Source organism: Sphingomonas aquatilis (assembly GCF_014196115.1).
Taxonomy (GTDB): domain Bacteria; phylum Pseudomonadota; class Alphaproteobacteria; order Sphingomonadales; family Sphingomonadaceae; genus Sphingomonas; species Sphingomonas aquatilis.
The window spans coordinates 417633-440661 of record NZ_JACIDB010000003.1; the positions used below are offsets into that span (position 1 = coordinate 417633).

Below are 23029 nucleotides of genomic sequence, written 5' to 3' on the forward strand. Positions count from 1 at the left end.
CGGTATCCACCCCATTGACGAGAAGGAAATGGATCAATGATCCAGATGCAATCCAATCTCGACGTCGCTGACAACAGCGGCGCGAAGCGGGTGCAGTGCATCAAGGTGCTGGGTGGCTCGAAGCGCCGCACGGCATCGGTCGGCGACATCATCGTCGTGTCGATCAAGGAAGCGCAGCCCCGCGGCAAGGTGAAGAAGGGTGACGTGCATCGCGCGGTCATCGTTCGCACCGCCAAGGACATTCATCGTGCCGATGGCTCGACCATCCGCTTCGACGGCAACGCCGCCGTCCTGGTCAACAAGAACGAGGAGCCGATCGGCACCCGTATCTTCGGCCCGGTCGTGCGCGAGCTGCGTGGCAAGAAGCACATGAAGATCATCTCTCTGGCGCCGGAGGTGCTGTAATGGCCGCCGCGAAGATCAAGAAGGGCGATCGCGTCATCGTCCTGTCCGGCAAGGACAAGGGCAAGACCGGCACCGTGACCGTCGCCATGCCGAAGGACGGCAAGGTCGTGGTCGAGGGCGTCAACGTCGCGACCCGTCACCGCAAGCCGACCCAGGCGAACCCGCAGGGTGGCCTGGAGCGCACCGAAGCGCCGATGCACATCTCGAAGGTCGCGCACGTGACCGCCGACGGCAAGCCCACCCGCGTCCGTTTCGAGACGCAGGACGGCAAGAAGGTCCGCGTGGCCGTGAAGTCCGGGGAGAAGATCGATGGCTGATGCCTACAAGCCCCGGATGAAGGGCATTTACGAAGACACGATCATCAAGGCGATGGTCGAGAAGTTCGGCTACAAGAACGTCAACGAGATCCCCCGGATCGAGAAGATCGTGCTGAACATGGGCGTTGGCGAAGCGACCCAGGACAAGAAGCGCGTCGATCAGGCCGCGTCGGAAATGGAGCTGATCGCGGGCCAGAAGCCGGTGATCACCAAGGCCAAGAAGTCGATCGCGCAGTTCAAGCTGCGTGAAGGCATGCCGATCGGCGTCAAGGTGACGCTGCGTCGCGAGCGCATGTACGAGTTCCTGGACCGTTTCATCACGATCGCGCTGCCCCGCGTGCGCGACTTCCGTGGTCTGAACCCCAAGTCCTTCGACGGTCGCGGCAACTATGCCTGCGGCATCAAGGAACAGATCATTTTCCCCGAGATCAACTATGACCGCATCGACAAGGTGCGCGGCATGGACGTGATCGTCACCACCACCGCGAAGACGGACGACGAGGCGCGCGAGCTGCTCCGCCTGTTCGGCTTCCCGTTCCCTCAGCCCGAGGCTGAGCAGCAGAAGCAGGCCGCGTGAGCGGTCTGGCTTCCCTGAAGTAAGGAAGAGAGCTTAAGTCCATGGCGAAACTGAGTTCGATCAACAAGAACGAGCGTCGCAAGAAGCTGGTAAAGCAATATGCTCCCAAGCTTGCGAAGCTGAAGGCCCAGGCAAACGACAAGAGCCTGGACGAGAACGAGCGTCTGATCGCTCGCCTCAAGATGGCGGAACTGCCGCGCAACGCGAACCCGACCCGTATCCGCAACCGCTGCGAGATCACCGGTCGTCCGCGCGCATATTATCGCAAGTTCCGTCTTGCTCGCGTGATGCTGCGTGATCTGGCCAACAAGGGCATGATCCCCGGCCTGACCAAGTCGAGCTGGTAAGGATTTATCATGGCAGTGACCGATCCCCTGGGTGATTTGCTCACCCGCATCCGCAACGGCCAGCGCGCGAAGAAGGACAGCGTCCTTTCGCCCGCGTCGAAGCTGCGTCTGCGCGTCCTCGACGTGCTGCAGCGCGAAGGCTACATCCGTGGCTACAGCGACGAACAGATGGGCCCGGCCGCCGGCGTCCGCATCGAGCTGAAGTATTTCGAAGGCCAGCCGGCGCTCAAGCACGTCGCGCGCGTCTCGAAGCCCGGCCGCCGCGTCTATTCCGGCTCGCAGGAACTCCCGCGCGTCCGCAACGGCCTCGGCATCACCATCGTCTCGACGCCGCGTGGCGTTCTCTCGGACGCGGAAGCGCGTGAGCAGAACGTCGGTGGCGAAGTGCTCGCGGAGGTGTTCTGATGAGCCGCATCGGTAAGAAGCCGGTCACCGTACCGGCTGGCGTGACCCCGACGATCAACGACGGCATCATCAGCGTGAAGGGCCCCAAGGGCACCCTCACCATGCCGCTGCGTGACGAGATCAGCTACACGCTCGAAGACGGCGGCATTTCGGTGCAGCCGGCCAACGACACCAAGCGCGCCCGCGCCTTCTGGGGCATGCAGCGTACAATGGTGCAGAACCTGGTGACGGGCGTCACCGACGGTTTCACCAAGAAGCTGCTCATCACCGGCGTCGGCTATCGCGCCGCGGCCCAGGGTCGTACCCTGAAGCTGCAGCTCGGCTACAGCCACGACGTCAACATCGACGTGCCGGAAGGCATCGAGGTGAAGACGCCGGACGCCACCACCGTCGAAATCAGCGGCGCGGACAAGCAGAAGGTCGGCCAGCTGGCCGCTGAGATCCGCCGCTGGCGCAAGCCGGAGCCGTACAAGGGCAAGGGCATCAAGTACGACGGCGAGTTCATCTTCCGCAAGGAAGGGAAGAAGAAGTAATGACCAAGGGTCTTTCTCTGTTCGCGAAGCGCCGTCGGCGCAATCGTACCGCGCTGAAGGCGCGTGCCGGCACCCGTCCGCGGCTGTCGGTCCATCGCTCGGGCAAGCACATCTATGCCCAGGTCATCGACGACGTCGCCGGCAAGACCGTCGCGTCGGCTTCGACGCTGGAAAAGGACGTGCGCGGCACCTCGGGCGCCAACATTGCGGCAGCGACCGCAGTCGGCACCCGCGTGGCGGAAGCGGCGAAGGCAGCGGGCGTGACGCAGGTCGTGTTCGATCGCGGCGGCTTCCTGTTCCACGGCCGTGTCAAGGCGCTGGCGGAAGCCGCGCGTGAAGCCGGATTGGAGTTCTGACGATGGCTGACGAAAACAACGTGCAGCCCGCAGCGGCTGAAGGCGCGCCTCAGGACGCGCAGCAGGGCCAGGGCGGCTTCGGCGGTCCGGGCGGTGGTCGCGGTCCGCGTGGCGGCCGTGGTGGCGGTCGTGGTCCCGGTGGTCCGGGCGGCAATCGCGGTGGCCGTGACGGCGGCCGTGGCGGTCGTCGCGATGATCGTCGTGGTGGCCAGGACGACGGCGGCGAAGAGCTGATCGAGAAGCTGGTCCACATCAACCGCGTCTCGAAGACGGTGAAGGGCGGTAAGCGCTTCGGCTTCGCAGCGCTGGTCGTCGTGGGCGACGGCAAGGGCCGCGTCGGCTTCGGTCATGGCAAGGCACGCGAAGTGCCGGAAGCCATTTCGAAGGCGACCGCATCGGCGAAGAAGGCGATGGTTCGCGTTCCGCTGAAGGACGGCCGCACGCTGCATCATGACGGCAACGGCCACTTCGGTGCCGGTCGCGTGACGTTGCGCTCAGCGCCGCAGGGCACCGGCATCATCGCCGGCGGTCCGATGCGCGCGATCTTCGAGTCGCTCGGCGTCGCGGACGTCGTGACCAAGTCGGTCGGCACGTCGAACCCCTACAACATGATCCGCGCCACGTTCGAAGCGCTGGGTGAGCAGACTTCGCCGAAGTCGGTCGCACAGCGTCGTGGCAAGAAGATCGCCGACCTACTCGGCCGCGGTGGTTCGCAGACCGCCGAGGCGGACGCAGCGGCCGTCACGGAGTAACTCGACATGGCGACGATCAAGATCAAGCAGACCGGTTCGCCGATCCGCCGCACGAAGGATCAGCGCGCGACGCTGATCGGCCTTGGCCTCAACAAGATGCACAAGGTCTCGGAGCTGGAAGACAGCCCCGAAGTGCGCGGCATGATCCGCAAGGTCCAGCATATGGTCGAAGTGCAGGGCTGAGCCCTCGCATTTCGATGGACAAAAAGAAGGGGTCGGTTCGCCGGCCCCTTTTTTTGTTTGGTGGAGGTGGGCTCGCGCGGCGTGGAGCTATCGCCTTTGTCATCGGGAGTGATCAGCAAGCTCAGGCACATGGTGCATTACCCGCTGCCACTCCTCCCGTGGGCGTTCCCGCGGAGACGGGCATCTCGTGCGGCCAGCGTCAGTCGCTAGCGTGTCTGGATCCCCGCCTCCGCGGGGATGAAGGGAGGAGGAGGCGACGAGCTGTGTTTCGACGCCTAGCGCCCTCTATCGCGCAATCCATCCTATGGGCAAAGGGCAGCGATCTGTGCCACCTAGTCGCATGATCCCTGCACGACGTTTGCGCGACCGGCTTTGATGACCGCCAGGCCGCAGCCCCCCGCGCTGAGCCCCCACGTCCGCGCGCTGCTCGACGCCGCGCGCGCCTGCGCCGCGCTGTACGTCGTCGCGCACCATGTCGCCAAAGGCTATGGATTCCCCGGATTGACCGGGCACCTGCTGCGCTTCGGGCAGGAGGCGGTGATCGTCTTTTTCCTGCTCAGCGGCTTCGTGATCTTCGCGAACGAACGTATCCGGGCGCTGTCGCCGCGGGGCTATGCGTGGCGACGCGTGCGGCGCATCTATCCGCCGCTGATCGTGGCGATGATCGTCTCGACGCTCGTCTATTGGGACAATGGCACGCTCGCGCGGCATTTCGACGCGGGGCGGCTGATCGGCACGTTGCTGGCGATACAGGACGTGTCGACGCTGAAGCCCGGCGTGTGGGCCGATCCGTATCTGGGCAACGATCCGCTATGGTCGCTGTCGTATGAGATCGCCTTTTACATCATCTTCCCCCCGACGCTGGCGCTATGGACCAAGCGGCCGGCGCTGACGACGCATGCGGTGGGCGCGATCGGCTGCGCGGCCTATGCGCTGTTCGCCATAATGCCGAACCACTTGGCGTTGGTGATCGCCTATTATCCCTTGTGGTGGGCGGGCGCGATGGCAGCACAGGCCTATCTCGATGGGGCGCGGAGCGTCCGGGCGATCGCAGTACCACTGGCGTGGTTGGTCGCGCTGTGCGGCGTCGCGCTGGTGGTGGCGCTGGTGCAGCCGCGATATGGGATCGGCCTCTATCCGATCTTGCCGCTGCGGCATTTCGTGGTGGCCACCGTCGTGGTCGCGGTGATGTTCGGCCCTATCGGTCGGCTGATGGCGCGCGCCAGCGCATGGTCGCCGGCGCTCTGGTCCGGGGTCGCGAGCATCTCTTATGGCCTCTATGTCCTGCACATGCCGCTGTTGGTCGATTGGCAGCGTGCCAAGGGGGCAGGGGGCTTCGCGCTGGCGGCGGTGCTGCTGATCGTGCTCGCGTGGGCCGTGGAGCGCTGGCTTCCGCGTCTGCTGCCGCGGGCGCCGTCGCGCTGAAAGCACGTGACAAGCGGGGGCGATGCCGCTATGCGCGCCGGCTTCCAATCCATCAGCGCGTAACAAGCGAAAGCGAGTGCATATCATGAAGCTCAACGAACTCCGCGACAACCAGGGTGCCCGCAAGTCCAAGATCCGCGTCGGTCGCGGTATCGGCTCGGGCAAGGGCAAGACCGGCGGCCGCGGCGTCAAGGGTCAGAAGAGCCGCGAGGGCGTCAGCATCGCCGGCTTCGAGGGCGGCCAGATGCCGCTCCACATGCGTCTGCCGAAGCGCGGCTTCAACAACATCTTCGCCAAGGACTACGCCACGGTGAACACCGGCGCGATCCAGAAGGCGATCGATTCGGGCAAGCTGTCGGCCGAGGGCACGATCGACCAGGCGGCGCTGAAGGCGGCCGGTCTGGTGCGCGGCGGCAAGGACGGCGTGCGCGTGCTGGGCAAGGGCGACCTGACCGCCAAGCTGTCGTTCCACGTCGCGGGCGTTTCGGCCGGTGCGCGTGAGATGATCGAAAAGGCCGGTGGCTCGCTCGACATCCCGACGGTCGTCCCGGCGTCGGAGAAGGCCGCTGCCAAGAAGGGCGTCGCTCACAAGGCGCGCCAGGAAAAGAAGGCGTCGTTCAAGGCGTAAGCCGCTCTCGTCTCATCCTTCGTCATGCCGGGCTTGGCCTGGCATCCATCGGCCCGCTAGCGACACTGCGGCGGGCGAATGGACCCGGGGCCAACGACCCCGGGGGGACGAAGGGATGAGAAACGAGGGGCGTCGCGATTAGACAAGGCGCGCGTAGCGCCTATATGAGCGGCGGGGGCGGACAGACGCTTACCCGCCGTTTTCGTTTCAGGACACCGACACGCATGGCATCCGCAGCCGACCAGATGGCGCAAAGCATCAGCCTCGCGAAATTCGCGCAGGCGACCGACCTCAAAAAGCGGCTGTGGTTTACGATCGGCGCGCTGATCGTCTTCCGCCTGCTGTCCTACGTGCCGCTGCCGGGCATCGATCCGACCGCATTGGGCCTGCTGAGCCAGCGCACCACGGGCGGCGTGCTCGACTTCTTCAACACCTTCTCCGGTGGCTCGCTCAGCCGCATGTCGCTGATCGCGCTGGGCGTGATGCCGTACATTACGGCGTCGATCGTCGTGCAGCTGTCGACCTCGCTGTCGCCGCAGCTCGCCGCGATCAAGAAGGAAGGCGAATCGGGCCGCAAGAAGCTCAATCAGTACACGCGCTACGGCACCGTCGCGCTGACCGCGATCCAGGGCTATTTCATCGCCGTCGGCCTCGAAGCGCTGTCGGCCACCAATGGCGTGCAGGCGGTGATCGAGCCGGGCATGACCTTCCGCATCGCGGCGGTCATCAGCCTGATCGGCGGTACGATGTTCCTGATGTGGCTGGGTGAGCAGATCACCAGCCGCGGCATCGGCAACGGCGTGTCGCTCATCATCATGGCGGGCATCGTCGCCCACCTGCCGACCACGCTGGTCAACCTGCTGGAAGGCGGTCGGTCTGGCTCGATCGACGCGGTGCGCCTGATCGGCATCATCGTCGCGGTCGTCGCGCTGATCCTGTTCATCTGCTTCATGGAGCGCGCCCAGCGTCGCATCCTGATCCAGTACCCGAAGCGCCAGACGCAGCGCGGCATGCAGGCGGATCGCAGCCACCTGCCGCTGAAGATCAACACCGCGGGCGTCATTCCGCCGATCTTCGCCTCGTCGCTGCTGCTGATGCCGCTGACGATCTCGCAGTTCGCGGGCCAGCGCGTCGCGGGCCAGTCGAAGTGGGGCGATTTCATCATCGCGCTCAACCAGTATCTGGCGCACGGCCAGCCGGTGTACATGGCGCTCTATGCTGCCGGCATCATCTTCTTCTCGTTCTTCTACACCGCCGTCGTCTTCAATCCCGAAGAGACTGCGGACAATCTGAAGCGCTATGGCGGGTTCATTCCCGGCATCCGCCCGGGCAAGAACACCGAGACCTATTTCGACTATGTGCTGACGCGCATCACGGTGATCGGCGCGGCCTATCTGGTCATCATCTGCCTGCTGCCGGAATATCTGGTCTCGGCACTGTCGATCCCCTTCTACCTGGGCGGCACGAGCCTGTTGATCGTCGTCAACGTGACGATGGACACGGTGACGCAGATCCAGAGCCATTTGCTGGCGCATCAGTATGGCGACCTCATCAAAAAGGCGAAGCTGAAGGGCGGGCGCCTGCGTTAACGCCGCGACGACGATTGCACCGACGACAAGGGGACACGCGTGAACATCATCCTTCTCGGGCCGCCGGGGGCGGGCAAGGGCACCCAGGCGCAGCGGCTGATGGCCTCGCGCGGCATGGTGCAGCTCTCGACCGGCGACATGCTGCGCGCCGCTGTGAAGGCGGGCTCGCCCGTCGGGCTGCAGGCGAAGGCGGTGATGGATGCGGGCGAGCTGGTGTCGGACGACATCGTCTCTGCGCTGATCGGCGAGCGGCTGGACCAGGGCGTTGGCGGGGGCGCGATCTTCGACGGCTATCCGCGCACCGCGGCGCAGGCCGCCTCGCTCGACTCGCTGCTCGAAGCGCGGGGCATGACGCTGGATCACGTCATCGAGCTGGAGGTCGACGAGGCTGCGCTGATCGAGCGCGTCGAGGGTCGCTACACCTGCGCCAAGTGCGGCGAGGGCTATCATGACCGGTTCAAGCTGCCCAAGGTCGCGGGCGTTTGCGACGTGTGCGGATCGACCGAGTTCAAGCGCCGGCCGGACGACAATGCCGAAACCGTGCGCACGCGGATGAACGAATATCGCGCCAAGACCGCGCCGATCCTGCCGATCTACCAGGCGCGCGGCCTGGTGCAGCGGGTCAACGGCATGGCCGACATCGAGCATGTCGCAAACGAGATCGCGACGATCCTCGACGGCGAGTGAGCCCGCTCAGGTTCGAATAAGGAAAGGGCGGTCCGGTGGGGCCGCCCTTTTCGTTTGCCGGACATGTCGTCATTCCCGCGCAGGCGGGAATCCATAACCTCTGACCTTTCGGCTCTTGCGAGAATCTGCGCGTCTGGATTCCCGCCTGCGCGGGAATGACGGAGTGGGTGACGCGAGGCGCTCACCCCAATCGACCCGACCCTCGATACCCACTCGAATGACGCTTTTGTCATGTCGCGGTCATCGCCCCTCCACCTCGCATTCCGTACACCGGACCCATGGTCGCAAAGCGGCCGAACGGTTCGACGAGATCGGCGCCCGACACTCCCGGGGGTGCCGTGGCGGCCGGCGGAGGGCTTGCTTTCCGCCGGCCGTTCCCGTTTGAAGGCAGACGGTTGCAGACAGGCGAAAGGAGCGCGCATGACCCGCAAGATCCTGGTGGTCGAAGACGATGCGTCGACCTCGGCCTATCTCGCCAAGGGCCTGTCCGAAGCCGGTTATGCGGTCGAAGCCGCGCATGACGGGCGTGACGGCCTGTTCCTCGCCAGCGAGGGCATCTTCGACCTCATCATCGCCGACCGCATGCTGCCGGGCCTGGACGGCCTCGCGATGGTCAGCGCGATTCGCGCGGCGGGGCTCGATACGCCGGCGCTGATCCTGTCGGCGCTGGGCGCGGTGGACGACCGCGTCGACGGCCTGAAGGCAGGTGCCGACGATTACCTCTGCAAGCCCTTCTCATTCGCCGAACTATCGGCCCGGATCGAAGCGCTCGTCCGCCGATCGGACCGTGCCGGGGCGGAGCCGACCAAGACGCGCCTGTCGGTCGGCGACCTTGAGATCGATCTGCTCTCCCGCGCCGTCACCCGCGCCGGCCGGTCGATCCCGCTCGGCGCGCGCGAATTCAACCTGTTGGAATTTCTCGCGCGGCACGCGGGGCAGGTGGTGACGCGCACGATGATGCTGGAGAAGATCTGGAACTACCATTTCGATCCCGGCAGCAACGTGGTCGACGTCCATATCGGTCGCCTCCGCCGCAAGCTGGAGGAAGGCTTCCCGACCCCGATCCTCCACACCGTGCGTGGTGCGGGCTACCGTCTGGCGGCCGATCCCGCCTGACTTCGCCGGTAGCGGTTGTCCCTGGCAAGGGGCCGTCCCGGACTGTCCGCTGACCGCCGGATGCGATAGGGCGAGCCATGCGCCTGTCCGTCACCGCCCGTATCGCCCTGCTGTCGATCCTGTTGACGCTGGCCGCCAATATCGTGCTGCTCGGATTCGTCTGGAAACAGACCGATGCGGTGGTCGTCGACACGGTGCGCCGCGACACGATCGAACATGCCGAGGCGATGCGCGCGCTCTACCGCATCGGCGGGCTGCCGCCGGTGGTGGCGGCGACCGCCCAGGCCCATACGGGCGACGACAGTTCCTTCTTTATCGCGGTGCTGGATCGCAAGGGGCGAACGGTGGCGGGCTCGCTGCCCCCCGGGCTGTCGCCAGCCTTGCTGCCCACCGCGTTCCGGATCGGCGATGTCGTTTCGCCGACCACGCGCGACGGTATCGGCTATGTGCTGCGCCCGATCGGCGACCATTGGCTGTTCGCCGGCCGCCGGCTCGACGTGGTGGATACCGAACGGCGTGCGATCGAGGATGCGCTGGTGATCGCGGTGCTGCTGTCGCTGTTGCTCGGGGTGGTCGCGGCGCTGATCCTCGCGCGCTACGTCGGCCGGCGGTTGACCCGCATCGCCGCGGTGGTGGAGGCGGTGAGCGAAGGCGACCTGTCGCGACGCGTGCCGCTGACGCCCGCCCACCGCGATGCCTTCGACCGATTGGCGGACCGATTGAACCAGATGCTGTCGAAACTCGAACGGCTGATGGTCGAACTGCGCGTCGTCACCGACAGCCTCGCGCACGACCTACGCTCTCCGCTCGCGCGTCTGCGGACAAAGACCGAGCAGGCGGTGCTGATCGCCGATCCGCAGGCGCGCGAGGCAGCGCTGGGCGGGCTGCTCACCGAAACCGACCTCGTGATGCGGATGCTGACCATGGTGATCGAGATCAGCCGATCCGAATCGGTGTCGCGCGACCGGTTCACCGAGGTGGCACCCGCCGAACTGGTACGCGAGATCGCCGATCTCTACGAACCGGTCGCAGAGGACGCAGGGCTGGTCTTCACCGTCGCGATCGACGACTCGGCGCCGGTGATGCGAGTCCATCGCGAATTGCTGAGCCAGGCGATCGGCAACCTGATCGACAATGCGTTGAAACATGCCGGCGATGGCGGCGCGCTGACGCTGCGGCTGGAACGGCAGGCGACGGCAATTGCGATCCAGGTCGAGGACCGCGGCGCAGGGATCGCCGAGGCGGATCGCGAACAGGCGCTGAAGCGCTTCGGACGGCTGGATGCGGCGCGTACCACACCGGGGGCGGGCCTCGGCATGGCGCTGATCGAGGCGGTCGCACGGTTGCACGACGGGCGTTTCGAGCTTGCCGACAACGCGCCGGGTCTGATCGCGCGGATCGTGCTGCCGGTGACGCGGACCTGACCACCGGGCCGATCCGCCCACTCGTCGTGTTTTCCCCACCGCCGATGGTTAACCACTTGTCAGGGCGCGGCGCTTAGTGTGTCGGGCAGGACGCGGCCGGGGGGCTGCATGTGGGGCTTTTGCGCCGGAGACGGCAAGAAGGAGCGTTATGCTGGGGGCCATCGTTTTCACCTATGGCATGCTGATGAGCTTCGTGTTCCAGGGCGCGGCCCGGAACGCCAAGTTGAAGCGGCCCAATCCGCCGATGCTGCAATATGTCGGCTATCTGCTGGTCGGTCTGTCCGCCGGCCTGTCGGGCATGTTGCTGCTGATGGCGTTCACCGCGAAGGCGCCGTTCCCGCTGGTGTGAGGGCGCGCGCTACCGCTTTAAGGGGGGGGCGCTACCGCGTCCTCTAGCGGTTCCCGTAACCCGTTCGCCCTGAGCCTGTCAAAGGGCGCCTCACCGCAAGCGGATCGCTCGTGGGTAGGCGCCCTTCGAGAGGCTCAGGGCGAACGGCGATATATACGGTAAGGAAAGTAGGCCCTTACGCTGCCCGGCGCGTCGCGAGGGCGGCCTCAATCCGCGCGATCAGCTCGCTCATCGAGGGCGCCGACCAGGGCACCGTAGCAGGCGCGGGCATCTGCACCTTCTGGGCGATCCGGCGATAGGCGTGTTGCGACAGGGCCATGACATCTTCCTCGGACTGACCCGTGGAACGATGCCGCCAACATGCTCACCAAAAGGTTAACGGCTGGCCTCGGCGTCGCAAAGCGGTACAGCGATCGGCATGACTGCGCTCAATCTGTTCGGCCTGTTTGCCATCCTGTTCATGCTGCTGTGCTACCTGATGGAGGAGCGGTCGCCGTGGTGGACATTGGGCTTCGCCTTCGGCTGCCTGCTCAGCTCGGCCTATGGGTTCCTGCAGGGTGCCTGGCCGTTCGGCGCGGTGGAGCTGCTCTGGACGGCGATTGCCATCCGCCGCTGGTGGGTGGGGCTGAGGAAGGTGCGCGCGAATGCGGAACCGCTCGCTTGACAGGGCGTTTGCGCGCGCCTACCTGCCTGTCCTTCCGAAGCACCGGTCCCGGCGGCGCCTGTTGGCGCGCGTCGCGTGCATGCGTACAGGGCAGGTGTTGCTCGGAAGATGCGACGAGATGGGGTTTGTGCGGCCATGCCAAACCCTGTGGAGCTAGGAGAAACGTTTCATGGCACGTATCGCGGGTGTCAATATCCCGACCAACAAGCGCGTGGTGATCGCGCTGACCTACATTCACGGCATTGGCCCGGCCAAGGCCAAGGAAATCACGGAAAAGCTGAACATCGCCGCCGAGCGTCGCGTTCAGGACCTGACCGATCAGGAAGTGCTGCAGATCCGCGAGACGATCGACGCCGATCACACCGTGGAAGGTGACCTTCGTCGCGAAACCGCGATGAACATCAAGCGCCTGATGGATCTCGCCTGCTATCGTGGTCTGCGTCACCGCAAGGGCCTGCCGGTCCGCGGCCAGCGCACGCACACCAATGCGCGCACCCGCAAGGGCAAGGCGAAGCCGATCGCAGGGAAGAAGAAGTAAGCGCCTGCGCGCTTCCTTCTCCGCCGGAAGCTGGTCGGCAACGATCGCCCGGCGTTTCAGCTAGTTAAGGTCAGGACATAATCCATGGCACGTGAACCGCAGCGTCTTCGCCGTCGCGAACGCAAGAACATCACCGCCGGCGTCGCGCATGTGAACGCCAGCTTCAACAACACCATGATCACCATCACCGACGCGCAGGGCAACGCCATTTCGTGGTCGTCCGCCGGCATGATGGGCTTCAAGGGCAGCCGCAAGTCGACCCCGTACGCCGCTCAGGTGGCCGCGGAAGATGCCGGCAAGAAGGCCGCCGAGCACGGCGTCCGCACCCTCGAGGTCGAGGTGAAGGGTCCGGGTTCGGGCCGCGAATCGGCGCTGCGCGCGCTGCAGGCGGTCGGTTTCCAGATCACCTCGATCCGCGACGTCACCTCGATCCCGCACAACGGTGTGCGTCCGTCGAAGCGTCGCCGCGTCTGATTACCCACGCGCCGGCTGACGAGCCGGCGCGTCTTTCTCCCGGCTGGAGCTGCCCCCGTTCCGGCCCAAATTAGGGGACACCTGTGTCTGTCAATGCAAAGAACTGGCAGGAACTGAAGAAGCCCAACGGCCTTGAGAAGAAGGGCGGCGATGGCAAGCGCAAGGCGACCTTCGTGGCCGAGCCGCTGGAGCGTGGCTTCGGCCTGACGCTCGGCAACGCGCTGCGTCGCGTGCTGCTCTCGTCGCTGCAGGGCGCCGCGGTCACCTCGATCAAGATCGAGAACGTGCTGCATGAGTTCAGCAGCCTTGCCGGCGTGCGCGAAGACGTCACGGACATCGTCCTGAACGTCAAGCAGATCGCGCTCAAGATGCAGGGCGAAGGCCCGAAGCGTCTCCAGCTGTCCGCCACCGGTCCGGCCGAGGTGAAGGCCGGCGACATCGCCGTGTCGGGCGATATCGAGGTGATGAACCCCGATCTGGTCATCTGCCATCTGGACGAAGGCGCGACGCTCAACATGGAGCTGACCGCCGACATCGGTAAGGGCTACGTGCCCGCGACCGCCAACCGTCCGGCCGATGCGCCGATCGGCCTGATCCCGGTCGATGCGCTGTATTCGCCGGTGCGCCAGGTGTCGTACAAGGTCGATCCGACCCGCGTCGGTCAGGACCTCGATTACGACAAGCTGACGCTGACGATCGAAACCGACGGCACGGTGACCCCGGAAGACGCGGTGGCCTATGCCGGCCGCATCCTTCAGGACCAGCTAGCGCTGTTCGTCCACTTCGACGATTCGGCGATCACGCGCTCGTCGGCACCGATCGGCCAGGCGGCCGCTCCGGCAGCCGGTGGCGAGACGGCGGGCGACACGCAGCAGATCAACCGTTACCTCCTCAAGAAGGTCGACGAGTTGGAGCTGTCGGTGCGTTCGGCGAACTGCCTGAAGAACGACAACATCATCTATATCGGCGATCTGGTCGGCAAGACCGAAGCCGAGATGCTGCGTACCCCGAACTTCGGCCGCAAGTCCTTGAACGAAATCAAGGAAGTGCTCTCGTCGATGGGGCTGCGCCTGGGTATGGAAATCCCCGGCTGGCCGCCCGAGAACATCGAAGAGATGGCCAAGAAGCTCGAGCAGGAGATCATGGGCTAAGCTGCCTCGGGATAGCGATGCTATCCCGAAGACGGCGTCAGCCCGGCCGACGGGTCGGGGAGCGGCAACGCCGCAACCCGAACCCGATCGACGTGATCGGTGCGGCTTCGCCGCACCGCCACCCGGCCACCAAAAGACACCCTCCTCGGCGTGACTTTTGTGACTTTCCAAAAAGGGGCGAACGGCGGTCCCCTGATATCAAACCGCCAGCCTTGGGGTTCCGTGACACGGCCCCCTGACAAACGAAGGAAATACCCATGCGTCATCGCGTCGGCGGCCGTAAGCTGCAGCGTACCTCGGCCCATCGTACGGCCCTGTTCCGCAACATGTCGGCCGCGCTCATCAAGCATGAGCAGATCACCACCACCGTCGCCAAGGCGAAGGAACTGCGTCCCTACGTCGAAAAGCTGGTGACGCTGGCGAAGAAGGGCGGTCTCTCGAACCGTCGTCTGGCCCATGCTCGCCTGCTCGACGACGCGCAGCTGGTGAAGCTGTTCGACGTTCTCGCGTCGCGCTATGCCGACCGTAACGGCGGCTACACCCGCATCATCAAGGCCGGCATCCGCGCGTCGGACGCGTCGCCGATGGCGATCATCGAATTCGTCGACCGCGACGTCTCGGCCAAGGGTCAGGATTCGGGCCCGGTGATGTCGGACGAGGATTTCGACGAGGCGGCGTAAGTCGCAGCCCGGCTGCGACGCGGCTCAAGCCTCGTCCGGCCGGCGTCGCGGAAAGCGACGTCCGACGACTCGGCTTTGCCGAGTCGTCCTTCGAATACGAAAGGCCGCACCAGCGATGGTGCGGCCTTTTTCGTGTTTGTCAGTCACTTGGCCCGCCGCGGCAAAGCCGCGTCGTCGGACGGGGCCTTCGCCCCGCCGGCCGGGCTTGGCCTTATGCGGCTGCGCCGCTAAGGCCGGCGCCATGCAGCACAGCGACAGCATTCTCATCGTCGATTTCGGCAGCCAGGTCACGCAGCTCATCGCCCGCCGGGTGCGAGAGGCCGGGGTCTATTCGGAGATCGCGCCCTTCCAGTCCGCCGACGAGGCCTTCGACCGGGTTAAGCCTGCCGGCATCATCCTGTCCGGTGGTCCGGCCTCGGTCACTGCCGAGAACAGCCCTCGCGTGCCGCAGCGCTTCTTCGACGCCGGTCTGCCGATCCTCGGCATCTGTTACGGCCAGCAGGTCATGACCGCGCAGCTGGGAGGCCACGTCGTCGTCTCTGGCGACGGTGGCGAGTTCGGCAAGGCCTTCGTCGATGTGCAGACCAGCTGCGGTCTGTTCGACGGCCTGTGGGCCGAGGGTGAGCGCCACCAGGTGTGGATGAGCCACGGCGACAAGGTCGACGCGCTTGCGCCCGGCTTTACCCCCGTCGCCGTATCGGAAGGCGCGCCCTTCGCGATCGTCGCCGACGAGGCGCGCCGCTTCTATGGCGTGCAGTTCCACCCGGAGGTCGTCCACACGCCGGACGGCGGCAAGCTGATCGCCAATTTCGCCCGCCACGTCTGCGGCCTGACCGGCGACTGGACGATGGCCGAGTTCCGTGAGGCCAAGATCGCTGACATCCGCGCCCAGGTCGGTAGCGGCAAGGTGATCTGCGGTCTGTCGGGCGGCGTCGATTCGGCGGTCGCCGCACTGCTGATCCACGAGGCGATCGGCGACCAGCTGACCTGCGTGTTCGTCGACGGCGGCATCCTGCGCGCCGGTGAGGCGGAGCAGGTCGTCGGCCTGTTCCGGGGCCATTACAATATCCCGCTGGTCCATGTGCAGGCGCAGAGCCTGTTCATGAACGGCCTCGCCGGAGTCACCGACCCCGAGGCGAAGCGCAAGTTCATCGGCAAGACCTTCATCGACGTCTTCGAAGCGGAAGCGAAGAAGATCGGTGGGGCGGCGTTCCTCGCGCAGGGCACGCTCTATCCCGACGTGATCGAAAGCGTCAGCTTTACCGGCGGCCCGTCGGTGACGATCAAGAGCCACCACAATGTCGGCGGCCTGCCCGAGCGCATGAACATGAAGCTCGTCGAGCCGCTGCGCGAGCTGTTCAAGGACGAGGTCCGCGCGCTAGGTCGCGAGCTGGGGCTGCCCGAAATCTTCGTCGGCCGCCACCCGTTCCCCGGACCGGGCCTCGCGATTCGTATCCCCGGCGAGGTCACGCAGGAACGCTGCGACATCCTCCGGAAGGCGGATGCGATCTATCTCGAAGAGATCCGCAACGCCGGCCTGTACGATGCGATCTGGCAGGCGTTCGCGGTGCTGCTGCCGGTCCGCTCGGTCGGCGTGATGGGCGACGGTCGCACCTATGACAGCGTGCTGGCGTTGCGTGCGGTCACCTCGGTCGATGGCATGACCGCGGAGGCGTTCCAGTTCCCGGGCGACTTCCTGCCGCGGGTCGCGACTCGGATCATCAACGAGGTGAAGGGCGTCAACCGCGTCGTCTACGATTACACCAGCAAGCCCCCCGGTACGATCGAGTGGGAGTGACCGGGCCGCGATCCTGCGGGGCAGGATCGCGGCCCGGTCACTCAGCGGCGAGCAGCCGCCGCTGGCTGAGTTGCACGGCGGTCCTATTCCGTTCGTGCTGAGCCTGTCGAAGCACGCCTCGCCACACGCGGTGGCGTCGCGCGCGGCGGGCTGCCCTTCGACAGGCTCAGGGCGAACGGCGGAGTTTGGGTGAGCCGCCTACGCCACGTCCACCAGCACCAGTTCGCTGTCCTCCAGCGCGGTCACCCGCAGCACGTCCTGGTCCGCGATCGCCGCGCCGTCGCGGGCGTTGACCCGCACGCCATCGATCTCGACCGCGCCCGTTGCCGGCACCAGATAGCCGCGCCGATCCTTGCCCAGCGAATACTCCGCGCTTTCGCCCGCCTTCAGCGTCGCTGCGACCACCCGGCCGTCCGTGCGAATGCGCAGCGCATCGCCGTCCTCCTCGTAACCGCTCGCCAACACGACGAACTGCCCCGCGCGCTCGCCCTTGGGGAAGGGACGGGCACCCCAGCTCGGCTGTTCGCCGCGGCTGGTCGGCTGGATCCAGATCTGGAAGATCTTGGTCGTCACATCCTCACGATTATATTCGGCATGCGCGATGCCGGTGCCCGCGCTCATGACCTGCACGTCGCCTGCCTCGGTCCGGCCGAGGTTGCCGAGATTGTCCTGATGCGTGATCGCGCCTTCGCGGACGTAGGTGATGATTTCCATGTCGCGATGCGGGTGCGGCGGGAAACCCGATTGCGGCGCAATCGTATCGTCGTTCCAGACGCGCAGATTGCCCCAGCTTTCGCGCTTGGGATCATAGTAATTGGCGAAGCTGAAATGATGCTTGGCGTCGAGCCAGCCATGGTTGGCACCGCCCAGCGACGCGAAGGGACGAAGGTCGATCATGATACGTCTCCCGATGAGGGGCGGCGGATCGCCGGCGGCCCTCGTTGAATCGCAATATGGCGCGGGTGGGCGAGGCGATGAAGGGCGGCAAACGGCAACGGTCCGTTCGCGAATTGACGTGCGTTGACGCGGGCGCCGACACGCGAGAGGAGGGGGCATGACCAAGCCTCCTATCGGCCGCGACACGCGGCTGTGTATGTCCCTGTCGGCGCGTCCCGGCAATTTCGGCTCGCGCTTCCATAACCGGCTGTACGAGCTGACGGGGCTGGACTTCGTCTACAAATCCTTCTCGACCACCGATCTGCCCGCGGCGGTGGGCGGCATTCGGGCGCTGAATATCCGCGGCTGCGCGATCTCGATGCCGTTCAAGGAGGCGGTGATTGCGCTGCTCGACGGCCTCGCGCCCTCCGCCGCGGCGATCGACAGCGTCAACACGATCGTCAACGACGATGGCGTGCTCACCGGCCACAATACGGATTACGGCGCGGTGGTGGATCTGCTGCGCGACATCGACCCTGCCACGCGATTCGTGCTGCGCGGATCGGGTGGTATGGCCAAGGCGGTCGCTGCCGCGCTGCGCGACAGCGGCTTTGCCGACGGCACGATCGTCGCGCGCAACCGGGCGGCGGGCGAACCGCTCGCGACGCTGTACGGCTATCGCTGGGCGCCGGAGCTGACGGAGGGCGCGGCGCTGCTGATCAACGTGACGCCGCTCGGCATGACGGGTGCCGATGCCGATGCGCTCGCCTTTCCGGCCGAGATGATCGCGGACTGCACGATTGCCTTCGACGTCGTGCAATATCCGCCCGAAACGCCTTTCCTCCGCGCGGCGCACGAGGCGGGCAAGCGCTGCATCACCGGCACCGAGGTGGCGACGTTACAGGCCTTGCAGCAATTCATCCTGTACACGGGTGTGACGCCGACCGACGCGCAGGTCGCCGAGGCCGCCGCCTTCGCGCGCGGCTGAGCCGGATCGGCGAGACACCGAGTCACATTCATCGATATTTATAAAATGGCGCGCCCGGAACGATTCGAACGTCCGACCCTCAGATTCGTAGTCTGATGCTCTATCCAGCTGAGCTACGGGCGCTTGGCCGTGGCAAAAGCCACGGCGGGTATTTGGGCTGCGGGTGGGACCCGCAGCGGATATATGGTCGGGAAGAGAGGATTCGAACCTCCGGCCCCTGCCTCCCGAAGACAGTGCTCTACCAGGCTGAGCTACTCCCCGACGGAGTCCGTCCGGGTCGTTTTCGGCGACCCGACCGTGCTTGGAGGCGCGCCTATAGCCACGCCCGAAACGGGATGCAAGCGCCCCATGCACTCTCTTGCGAAATCATGCGTGTCCGCCGTAGCAGGTGGCGCGTGAACATGATCGAAGCCCTTGCTGCGGCACTGGTAATCCTGAACGTGGCGCTCGTCGCAGGCCGCAGCCTGTGGAACTATCCGGTCGCGCTGATAGCGGTGGCGATCTACGCGAGCGTCTTCTTCGAGGCGCGGCTGTATAGCGACTCGCTGCTTCAGGGCTTTTTCTTTGCGGCGAATCTGTACGGCTGGGCGAACTGGTCGCGCAGTCGGCAAGCGGCGGGCGAGGTGGTGGTCGACACGCTCGATTCGCAGGGGCGAACGCGCTGGTTGGCGGGCGGTATCACCGCCTGGGTGATCTGGAGCGCATTGATGCATCGTTACACCGATGCCTCTTACCCCTGGTGGGACGGCGCGATCGCCATCGCGTCGGTGGCAGCCCAGCTGTTGCAGGCGCGCCGTCGCATCGAAAGCTGGTGGGTGTGGATTGCGGTCGATATGGCGAGCGTGCCGCTCTACGTCGCCAAGGGGCTGTGGTTTACCGCCGGCGTGTACGGGGTGCTGCTCGCGCTGGCGGTGTATGGTTACGTCGATTGGCAGCGCGCGGCGTCGCGACGCCAGCTGGCGGTGGCGGCGTGACGCCCCGAACGATCTGCCTGCACGGGCCGGAAAGCACCGGCAAGTCGGCGATGATCCCGCGTCTCGTCCAGCATTTCGGTGGCGTGCCGCATGTCGCCGAGTTCGGGCGCACCTATTGCGAGGCGTTCGGCACCGATCTGACGATGGCCGATCTGGTCGAGATCGCGAAGGGGCATGACGGCAAGACACGCGGCGCGCTGTCAGAACGCAGCTATCCCGTGATCCTGGACACCGATCCGCTGATGACGGCGGTGTGGGCGGACATGATGTTCGGTCGCCGCGATCCCTGGTTCGCGACCTGGACCAATACGGCGGACATCTACCTCCTGTTCGATATCGATCTGCCCTGGGTCGACGATGGCACGCGGATGTTCGGCAGCCCCGCGCAACGCCAGCGTTTCTTCGATCTCAGCCGCAAGATTCTGGAGGAACGCGGCGTGCGCTGGGCGCTGGTGAGCGGGCAGGGCTCAACGCGTTACATCAACGCGCTGCACGCGATCGAGGCGCTGAGCCGCGACTAGCGCAAAGCCGTCGTCCCCTGCTAGGGGCGGCGCATGACGACCCCGCTTTCGCAGATCCGTAACTTTTCGATCATCGCCCATATCGACCATGGCAAGTCGACGCTTGCCGACCGCCTGATCCAGCGCACCGGCGGCCTGACCGACCGCGAGATGTCGAGCCAGGTGCTCGACAACATGGACATCGAGAAGGAACGTGGCATCACGATCAAGGCGCAGACCGTGCGCCTCTCGTATCCCGCGAAGGACGGCGTCACCTATACGCTGAACCTGATGGACACGCCGGGCCACGTCGACTTCGCGTACGAAGTGTCGCGGTCGCTGGCGGCGTGCGAGGGCGCGCTACTGGTGGTCGACGCAGCGCAGGGCGTCGAGGCGCAGACGCTGGCCAACGTCTATCAGTCGATCGAGCATGACCATGAGATCGTGCCCGTCATCAACAAGATCGATCTGCCCGCCGCCGAGCCCGAGAAGGTGCGCAAGGAGATCGAGGACGTCATCGGCCTCGATGCGTCGGAAGCGGTGCTGGCCAGCGCCAAGTCGGGGATCGGCATCGACGACATCCTCGACGCGATCGTCACCAAGATTCCGCCGCCCAAGGGCGATGCGACCGCGCCGCTCAAGGCGATGCTGGTCGATTCGTGGTACGATCCGTATCTCGGCGTCGTCATCCTCGTCCGCGTGATCGACGGCACGCTGAAGAAGGGGCAGCAGGTCGCCTTCATGCAGGCGGGCACCACCCACCTCGTCGATCGCGTCGGCTGCTTCCGCCCGAAGATCGAGCAGCTGACCGATTTGGGGCCGGGCGAGATCGGATTCATCACCGCGCAGATCAAGGACGTCGCGCAGGCGCGCGTCGGCGACACGCTGACCGACGCCAAGAAGCCCGCGGCCGAGCCGCTGCCGGGGTTCAAGGAAGTGCAGCCGGTGGTGTTCTGCGGCCTGTTCCCGGTCGATGCCAATGACTTCGAGAAGCTGCGCGAGTCGATCAGCAAGCTGCGGCTGAACGATGCGAGCTTCAGTTTCGAGATGGAGACGAGTGCGGCGCTGGGCTTCGGCTTCCGCTGTGGCTTCCTCGGCCTGCTGCACCTTGAAATCATCCAGGAGCGGCTGACCCGCGAATACGACCTCGACCTGATCACGACCGCGCCGTCGGTGGTCTATCAGATCGACCTGACGCATGGTGGCGGCCAGATCGACCTGCACAACCCCGCAGACATGCCCGATCCCAACAAGATCGAGAGCATCAGCGAACCGTGGATCGAGGCGACGATCTACGTCCCCGACGAATATCTCGGCAGCATCCTGAAGCTGTGCCAGGACCGCCGCGGTATCCAGAAGAACCTGACCTATGTCTCGGGCCGCGCCCAGGCGACGTACGAACTGCCGCTCAACGAAGTGGTGTTCGACTTCTACGATCGCCTGAAGTCGCTGTCGAAGGGCTATGCCAGCTTCGATTATCACCAGATCGGCTATCGCGAGGGCGACCTCGTCAAGATGAGCATCTTGGTGAACGAGGAGCCGGTCGACGCGCTAAGCATGATCGTTCACCGCGGCACCGCCGAAGTGCGCGGGCGTGGGATGGTCGAGCGGCTGAAGGAGCTGATCCCGAGGCACATGTTCAAGATTCCGATCCAGGCGGCGATCGGTGGCAAGGTCATCGCGCGCGAGACGATCAGCGCGATGCGCAAGGACGTGACCGCGAAATGCTATGGCGGCGACGCGACGCGTAAGCGCAAGCTGCTCGACAAGCAAAAGAAGGGCAAAGCCCGGATGCGGGAGTACGGCTCGGTGAGCATCCCGCAGGAGGCGTTTATCGCAGCGTTGCGGATGGGGGATGAGGGCTGAGGCTGAGGTGAGCGCCCGAGGCTAAGCGGCGCAGCTGCTTAGCCGAGGACCAGCGCCAGCTCGGCCGACGACCGCGTGACCATGTCGTCGCGCGTGTCGATCGACGACGCGGCTTTGCCGCGGCGTGGGCGTGTTTCGAAGTGTCTTCTTTCTTCGTCACTCCGGACTTGTTCCGGAGTCCACTCTGCTGCGAGGCTTGCGCTTCGAGCCTCCGGGCATCCCCTTGCCGCCTGGTAGACCCCGAACAAGTCCGGGGTGACGGGTTTGATGGGGCCGAAGTTGGTCTTCAGCGCGCCAACGCCGCGGCGAAGCCGCGTGGTCGATCGACACGGGCGAGGGTGAACTCGCCCGGTCGTCGGCCGGGCTGGCGCTGGTCCTTGACTAAGCTGTGCTTAGTCTCGGGCGCGCAGCCTTACATATAATTCTGGGGATCCGGGCTCGGCAGGTTGCAGGCGCGGGTCTTGCCGCGTTCGCAGGCATCGACCTGCGCGCGCCAGTCGGCCATCGCCATCGCATAAGCGCGCTCGCGGTCTGCCTGAAGCGCGGCATTCGCTACGATCGTCTGACGACGGGCACGCATCGCGGCGCGATAGGCGGCGACGTCGGCCTGATAGCGCGCGTCGTTGGCGGCGTTGACCGCGGTCACGGCATGGCCGTCCATCCGCGCCTGCGCCGCGACGTCGCGATTGGCGGCGGCGACGCCCGGCGCGCTTTCGGCGGCGATTGCGTTGCTGCGTGGGGTGTTGCTGTCGTGACCCGGATCATAGGGCAGCGGCGTGCTGGGCTGATCGGCGGGATTGGTGCTCTGGGTCTGCGCGATGGCCGGGGCGGCGATCACCAGGGCGGCACCAATAAGTAACGGACGAAACATGGAGAATGCTCCTTGTTGGACTGCCCGCGATAATCGGTGAACGACAGGTCCGGTTCCGAACCCCGTGTCGGCGTCAGCGTTGCAGCTTGGCCAGCATCGTGTCGAGGGTCTGCAGAAAGCGGCTGCGGTCGGAGGCGGCGAAGGGTTTGGGGCCGCCCAATTGCTCGCCGCCCGCGCGGAGGTCCGCCATGATCGCTCGCGTCGCGATCGCGCCACCGATCGACGCGGTCGTGAAGGGCTTGCCGGTAGGCGCCAGCACGGACGCGCTCGCCTTCAGGCAGCGATCGGCCAGCAAAATGTCCGCAGTGATCACCAAAGCTGCGGCATCGGCGCGCTCCGCGATCCAGTCATCGGCGGCGTCGAAGCCGTCGCTCACCACGACGCGCGTGATGAGCGGGTGCTGCGGGATGCGGAAGGGCGCGTTGCTGACCAGCGTCACGGGCACCTCCCGGCGCCACGCGACTTTGTAGATTTCGTCCTTCACCGGACAGGCGTCCGCATCGACGAGGATGCGGACGCCTGGTGCCGCCGGATCGGACGTCATTGGTCGCGCGCC

30 protein-coding genes and 2 tRNA genes are annotated in these 23029 nt (G+C 65.7%); 26 read left to right on the forward strand and 6 right to left on the reverse strand.

What is annotated here, in order from left to right:
• Positions 1-36 precede the first annotated feature (36 nt).
• From rplN to GGR47_RS10705, 16 genes are all read left to right on the forward strand, one after another.
• A complete protein-coding gene (rplN, locus tag GGR47_RS10630) occupies positions 37-405 on the forward strand; it encodes a 50S ribosomal protein L14 (protein WP_017979484.1) in 369 nt (122 codons plus the stop codon).
• Complete coding sequence (rplX, locus tag GGR47_RS10635) at positions 405-722, forward strand: 50S ribosomal protein L24 (protein ID WP_017979483.1); 318 nt, start codon at positions 405-407, stop codon at positions 720-722. Before rplN ends, rplX begins: the two co-directional genes overlap by 1 nt.
• Positions 715-1299 (forward strand): 50S ribosomal protein L5, encoded by a 585-nt coding sequence (rplE, locus tag GGR47_RS10640; RefSeq protein WP_017979482.1) that lies wholly within the window; start codon positions 715-717, stop codon positions 1297-1299. Before rplX ends, rplE begins: the two co-directional genes overlap by 8 nt.
• A 41-nt stretch (positions 1300-1340) precedes the next feature.
• Positions 1341-1646, forward strand: coding sequence for a 30S ribosomal protein S14 (gene rpsN, locus GGR47_RS10645; RefSeq protein WP_017979481.1), 306 nt, complete (start codon positions 1341-1343; stop codon positions 1644-1646).
• Between the two features lie 9 nt (positions 1647-1655).
• Complete coding sequence (gene rpsH, locus GGR47_RS10650) at positions 1656-2051, forward strand: 30S ribosomal protein S8 (RefSeq protein ID WP_147035644.1); 396 nt, start codon at positions 1656-1658, stop codon at positions 2049-2051.
• Positions 2051-2584, forward strand: coding sequence for a 50S ribosomal protein L6 (gene rplF / locus GGR47_RS10655; RefSeq protein WP_017979479.1), 534 nt, complete (start codon positions 2051-2053; stop codon positions 2582-2584). The genes rpsH and rplF overlap by 1 nt, the downstream gene beginning before the upstream one ends.
• Positions 2584-2940, forward strand: coding sequence for a 50S ribosomal protein L18 (gene rplR, locus GGR47_RS10660; protein ID WP_017979478.1), 357 nt, complete (start codon positions 2584-2586; stop codon positions 2938-2940). The genes rplF and rplR overlap by 1 nt, the downstream gene beginning before the upstream one ends.
• Positions 2941-2942: 2 nt before the next feature.
• Positions 2943-3692, forward strand: a complete 750-nt coding sequence (rpsE, locus tag GGR47_RS10665; RefSeq protein ID WP_017979477.1) for a 30S ribosomal protein S5 — start codon at positions 2943-2945, stop codon at positions 3690-3692.
• 6 nt (positions 3693-3698) lie between these two features.
• Positions 3699-3875 carry a 50S ribosomal protein L30 gene (rpmD, locus tag GGR47_RS10670; RefSeq protein WP_017979476.1) on the forward strand — a complete coding sequence of 59 codons (177 nt, stop codon included), beginning with the start codon at positions 3699-3701 and terminating at the stop codon, positions 3873-3875.
• Between the two features lie 375 nt (positions 3876-4250).
• Positions 4251-5300 carry an acyltransferase family protein gene (locus GGR47_RS10675; protein WP_147035645.1) on the forward strand — a complete coding sequence of 350 codons (1050 nt, stop codon included), beginning with the start codon at positions 4251-4253 and terminating at the stop codon, positions 5298-5300.
• Positions 5301-5385: 85 nt separating this feature from the next.
• On the forward strand, positions 5386-5928 hold the full coding sequence (rplO, locus tag GGR47_RS10680) for a 50S ribosomal protein L15 (RefSeq protein ID WP_147035646.1): 543 nt from the start codon (positions 5386-5388) through the stop codon (positions 5926-5928).
• 224 nt (positions 5929-6152) lie between these two features.
• Positions 6153-7517, forward strand: a complete 1365-nt coding sequence (secY, locus tag GGR47_RS10685; protein ID WP_017979472.1) for a preprotein translocase subunit SecY — start codon at positions 6153-6155, stop codon at positions 7515-7517.
• A gap of 39 nt (positions 7518-7556) precedes the next feature.
• On the forward strand, positions 7557-8204 hold the full coding sequence (locus tag GGR47_RS10690) for an adenylate kinase (protein ID WP_017979471.1): 648 nt from the start codon (positions 7557-7559) through the stop codon (positions 8202-8204).
• Between the two features lie 420 nt (positions 8205-8624).
• Complete coding sequence (locus GGR47_RS10695) at positions 8625-9320, forward strand: winged helix-turn-helix domain-containing protein (protein ID WP_147036503.1); 696 nt, start codon at positions 8625-8627, stop codon at positions 9318-9320.
• Positions 9321-9397: 77 nt separating this feature from the next.
• A complete protein-coding gene (locus tag GGR47_RS10700) occupies positions 9398-10744 on the forward strand; it encodes a sensor histidine kinase (RefSeq protein ID WP_147036502.1) in 1347 nt (448 codons plus the stop codon).
• Between the two features lie 148 nt (positions 10745-10892).
• A complete protein-coding gene (locus GGR47_RS10705) occupies positions 10893-11093 on the forward strand; it encodes a hypothetical protein (RefSeq protein WP_017979468.1) in 201 nt (66 codons plus the stop codon).
• Positions 11094-11268: 175 nt separating this feature from the next.
• Here GGR47_RS10705 and GGR47_RS10710 read toward each other — a convergent pair whose 3' ends face one another.
• The gene (locus GGR47_RS10710) at positions 11269-11412 is read right to left on the reverse strand and encodes a hypothetical protein (RefSeq protein WP_167509751.1); all 144 of its coding nucleotides are present in this window, start codon (positions 11410-11412) and stop codon (positions 11269-11271) included.
• Positions 11413-11511: 99 nt separating this feature from the next.
• On the opposite strand from GGR47_RS10710, the gene GGR47_RS10715 reads away from it, so the two are divergent.
• From GGR47_RS10715 to guaA, 6 genes are all read left to right on the forward strand, one after another.
• A complete protein-coding gene (locus tag GGR47_RS10715; protein ID WP_017979466.1) occupies positions 11512-11757 on the forward strand; it encodes a hypothetical protein in 246 nt (81 codons plus the stop codon).
• A gap of 169 nt (positions 11758-11926) precedes the next feature.
• A complete protein-coding gene (rpsM, locus tag GGR47_RS10720; RefSeq protein WP_017979465.1) occupies positions 11927-12295 on the forward strand; it encodes a 30S ribosomal protein S13 in 369 nt (122 codons plus the stop codon).
• Between the two features lie 84 nt (positions 12296-12379).
• Positions 12380-12769 (forward strand): 30S ribosomal protein S11, encoded by a 390-nt coding sequence (rpsK, locus tag GGR47_RS10725; protein WP_017979464.1) that lies wholly within the window; start codon positions 12380-12382, stop codon positions 12767-12769.
• An 83-nt stretch (positions 12770-12852) separates the two neighbouring features.
• The gene (locus tag GGR47_RS10730; protein WP_017979463.1) at positions 12853-13920 is read left to right on the forward strand and encodes a DNA-directed RNA polymerase subunit alpha; all 1068 of its coding nucleotides are present in this window, start codon (positions 12853-12855) and stop codon (positions 13918-13920) included.
• Positions 13921-14177: 257 nt separating this feature from the next.
• Positions 14178-14600, forward strand: a complete 423-nt coding sequence (gene rplQ, locus GGR47_RS10735) for a 50S ribosomal protein L17 (RefSeq protein WP_043060684.1) — start codon at positions 14178-14180, stop codon at positions 14598-14600.
• Between the two features lie 241 nt (positions 14601-14841).
• Positions 14842-16398, forward strand: a complete 1557-nt coding sequence (guaA, locus tag GGR47_RS10740; protein WP_147036501.1) for a glutamine-hydrolyzing GMP synthase — start codon at positions 14842-14844, stop codon at positions 16396-16398.
• Between the two features lie 198 nt (positions 16399-16596).
• On the opposite strand, the gene GGR47_RS10745 is transcribed toward guaA, so the two are convergent.
• A complete protein-coding gene (locus GGR47_RS10745; protein WP_147036500.1) occupies positions 16597-17295 on the reverse strand; it encodes a pirin family protein in 699 nt (232 codons plus the stop codon).
• A 157-nt stretch (positions 17296-17452) separates the two neighbouring features.
• Between GGR47_RS10745 and GGR47_RS10750 the strand changes: the two genes are divergently transcribed.
• Positions 17453-18262, forward strand: coding sequence for a shikimate 5-dehydrogenase (locus GGR47_RS10750; RefSeq protein ID WP_147036499.1), 810 nt, complete (start codon positions 17453-17455; stop codon positions 18260-18262).
• 46 nt (positions 18263-18308) lie between these two features.
• Here the strand turns inward: GGR47_RS10750 and GGR47_RS10755 are convergent.
• Positions 18309-18385: transfer RNA gene (locus GGR47_RS10755), tRNA-Arg, on the reverse strand.
• A 61-nt stretch (positions 18386-18446) separates the two neighbouring features.
• Positions 18447-18523, reverse strand: a tRNA-Pro gene (locus GGR47_RS10760).
• 140 nt (positions 18524-18663) lie between these two features.
• Here GGR47_RS10760 and pnuC point away from each other — a divergent pair.
• From pnuC to lepA, 3 genes are read left to right on the forward strand one after another with little or no spacing between them, the layout of a single operon-like run.
• Positions 18664-19236, forward strand: a complete 573-nt coding sequence (gene pnuC / locus GGR47_RS10765; protein ID WP_244305114.1) for a nicotinamide riboside transporter PnuC — start codon at positions 18664-18666, stop codon at positions 19234-19236.
• The gene (locus tag GGR47_RS10770; RefSeq protein WP_147036497.1) at positions 19233-19757 is read left to right on the forward strand and encodes an AAA family ATPase; all 525 of its coding nucleotides are present in this window, start codon (positions 19233-19235) and stop codon (positions 19755-19757) included. The genes pnuC and GGR47_RS10770 overlap by 4 nt, the downstream gene beginning before the upstream one ends.
• Positions 19758-19790: 33 nt before the next feature.
• Positions 19791-21602 carry a translation elongation factor 4 gene (lepA, locus tag GGR47_RS10775; RefSeq protein WP_017979455.1) on the forward strand — a complete coding sequence of 604 codons (1812 nt, stop codon included), beginning with the start codon at positions 19791-19793 and terminating at the stop codon, positions 21600-21602.
• Between the two features lie 412 nt (positions 21603-22014).
• Here lepA and GGR47_RS10780 read toward each other — a convergent pair whose 3' ends face one another.
• Together GGR47_RS10780 and GGR47_RS10785 are read right to left on the reverse strand one after the other, a co-directional pair.
• Positions 22015-22473: a hypothetical protein gene (locus GGR47_RS10780; RefSeq protein WP_226341824.1), complete on the reverse strand. Its 459-nt coding sequence runs from the start codon at positions 22471-22473 to the stop codon at positions 22015-22017.
• Between the two features lie 73 nt (positions 22474-22546).
• Positions 22547-23017 (reverse strand): YaiI/YqxD family protein, encoded by a 471-nt coding sequence (locus tag GGR47_RS10785; protein WP_147036496.1) that lies wholly within the window; start codon positions 23015-23017, stop codon positions 22547-22549.
• Positions 23018-23029 lie beyond the last annotated feature (12 nt).

What these genes read in the sequence shown, in the direction of transcription:
- rplE (WP_017979482.1), top strand. Translation starts at nt 715, where the DNA reads ATGGCTGATGCCTACAAGCCCCGGATGAAGGGCATTTACGAAGACACG.
- GGR47_RS10710 (WP_167509751.1), bottom strand. Translation starts at nt 11,412, where the DNA reads ATGGCCCTGTCGCAACACGCCTATCGCCGGATCGCCCAGAAGGTGCAG.
- rpsN (WP_017979481.1), top strand. Translation starts at nt 1,341, where the DNA reads ATGGCGAAACTGAGTTCGATCAACAAGAACGAGCGTCGCAAGAAGCTG.
- rplO (WP_147035646.1), top strand. Translation starts at nt 5,386, where the DNA reads ATGAAGCTCAACGAACTCCGCGACAACCAGGGTGCCCGCAAGTCCAAG.
- rplQ (WP_043060684.1), top strand. Translation starts at nt 14,178, where the DNA reads ATGCGTCATCGCGTCGGCGGCCGTAAGCTGCAGCGTACCTCGGCCCAT.
- GGR47_RS10750 (WP_147036499.1), top strand. Translation starts at nt 17,453, where the DNA reads ATGACCAAGCCTCCTATCGGCCGCGACACGCGGCTGTGTATGTCCCTG.
- rplR (WP_017979478.1), top strand. Translation starts at nt 2,584, where the DNA reads ATGACCAAGGGTCTTTCTCTGTTCGCGAAGCGCCGTCGGCGCAATCGT.
- secY (WP_017979472.1), top strand. Translation starts at nt 6,153, where the DNA reads ATGGCATCCGCAGCCGACCAGATGGCGCAAAGCATCAGCCTCGCGAAA.
- rpsE (WP_017979477.1), top strand. Translation starts at nt 2,943, where the DNA reads ATGGCTGACGAAAACAACGTGCAGCCCGCAGCGGCTGAAGGCGCGCCT.
- rplF (WP_017979479.1), top strand. Translation starts at nt 2,051, where the DNA reads ATGAGCCGCATCGGTAAGAAGCCGGTCACCGTACCGGCTGGCGTGACC.
- GGR47_RS10780 (WP_226341824.1), bottom strand. Translation starts at nt 22,473, where the DNA reads ATGTTTCGTCCGTTACTTATTGGTGCCGCCCTGGTGATCGCCGCCCCG.
- rplN (WP_017979484.1), top strand. Translation starts at nt 37, where the DNA reads ATGATCCAGATGCAATCCAATCTCGACGTCGCTGACAACAGCGGCGCG.
- GGR47_RS10700 (WP_147036502.1), top strand. Translation starts at nt 9,398, where the DNA reads ATGCGCCTGTCCGTCACCGCCCGTATCGCCCTGCTGTCGATCCTGTTG.
- rpmD (WP_017979476.1), top strand. Translation starts at nt 3,699, where the DNA reads ATGGCGACGATCAAGATCAAGCAGACCGGTTCGCCGATCCGCCGCACG.
- rplX (WP_017979483.1), top strand. Translation starts at nt 405, where the DNA reads ATGGCCGCCGCGAAGATCAAGAAGGGCGATCGCGTCATCGTCCTGTCC.
- pnuC (WP_244305114.1), top strand. Translation starts at nt 18,664, where the DNA reads ATGATCGAAGCCCTTGCTGCGGCACTGGTAATCCTGAACGTGGCGCTC.
- GGR47_RS10695 (WP_147036503.1), top strand. Translation starts at nt 8,625, where the DNA reads ATGACCCGCAAGATCCTGGTGGTCGAAGACGATGCGTCGACCTCGGCC.
- rpsK (WP_017979464.1), top strand. Translation starts at nt 12,380, where the DNA reads ATGGCACGTGAACCGCAGCGTCTTCGCCGTCGCGAACGCAAGAACATC.
- rpsH (WP_147035644.1), top strand. Translation starts at nt 1,656, where the DNA reads ATGGCAGTGACCGATCCCCTGGGTGATTTGCTCACCCGCATCCGCAAC.
- rpsM (WP_017979465.1), top strand. Translation starts at nt 11,927, where the DNA reads ATGGCACGTATCGCGGGTGTCAATATCCCGACCAACAAGCGCGTGGTG.
- lepA (WP_017979455.1), top strand. Translation starts at nt 19,791, where the DNA reads ATGACGACCCCGCTTTCGCAGATCCGTAACTTTTCGATCATCGCCCAT.
- GGR47_RS10745 (WP_147036500.1), bottom strand. Translation starts at nt 17,295, where the DNA reads ATGATCGACCTTCGTCCCTTCGCGTCGCTGGGCGGTGCCAACCATGGC.
- GGR47_RS10705 (WP_017979468.1), top strand. Translation starts at nt 10,893, where the DNA reads ATGCTGGGGGCCATCGTTTTCACCTATGGCATGCTGATGAGCTTCGTG.
- GGR47_RS10785 (WP_147036496.1), bottom strand. Translation starts at nt 23,017, where the DNA reads ATGACGTCCGATCCGGCGGCACCAGGCGTCCGCATCCTCGTCGATGCG.
- GGR47_RS10715 (WP_017979466.1), top strand. Translation starts at nt 11,512, where the DNA reads ATGACTGCGCTCAATCTGTTCGGCCTGTTTGCCATCCTGTTCATGCTG.
- guaA (WP_147036501.1), top strand. Translation starts at nt 14,842, where the DNA reads ATGCAGCACAGCGACAGCATTCTCATCGTCGATTTCGGCAGCCAGGTC.
- GGR47_RS10675 (WP_147035645.1), top strand. Translation starts at nt 4,251, where the DNA reads ATGACCGCCAGGCCGCAGCCCCCCGCGCTGAGCCCCCACGTCCGCGCG.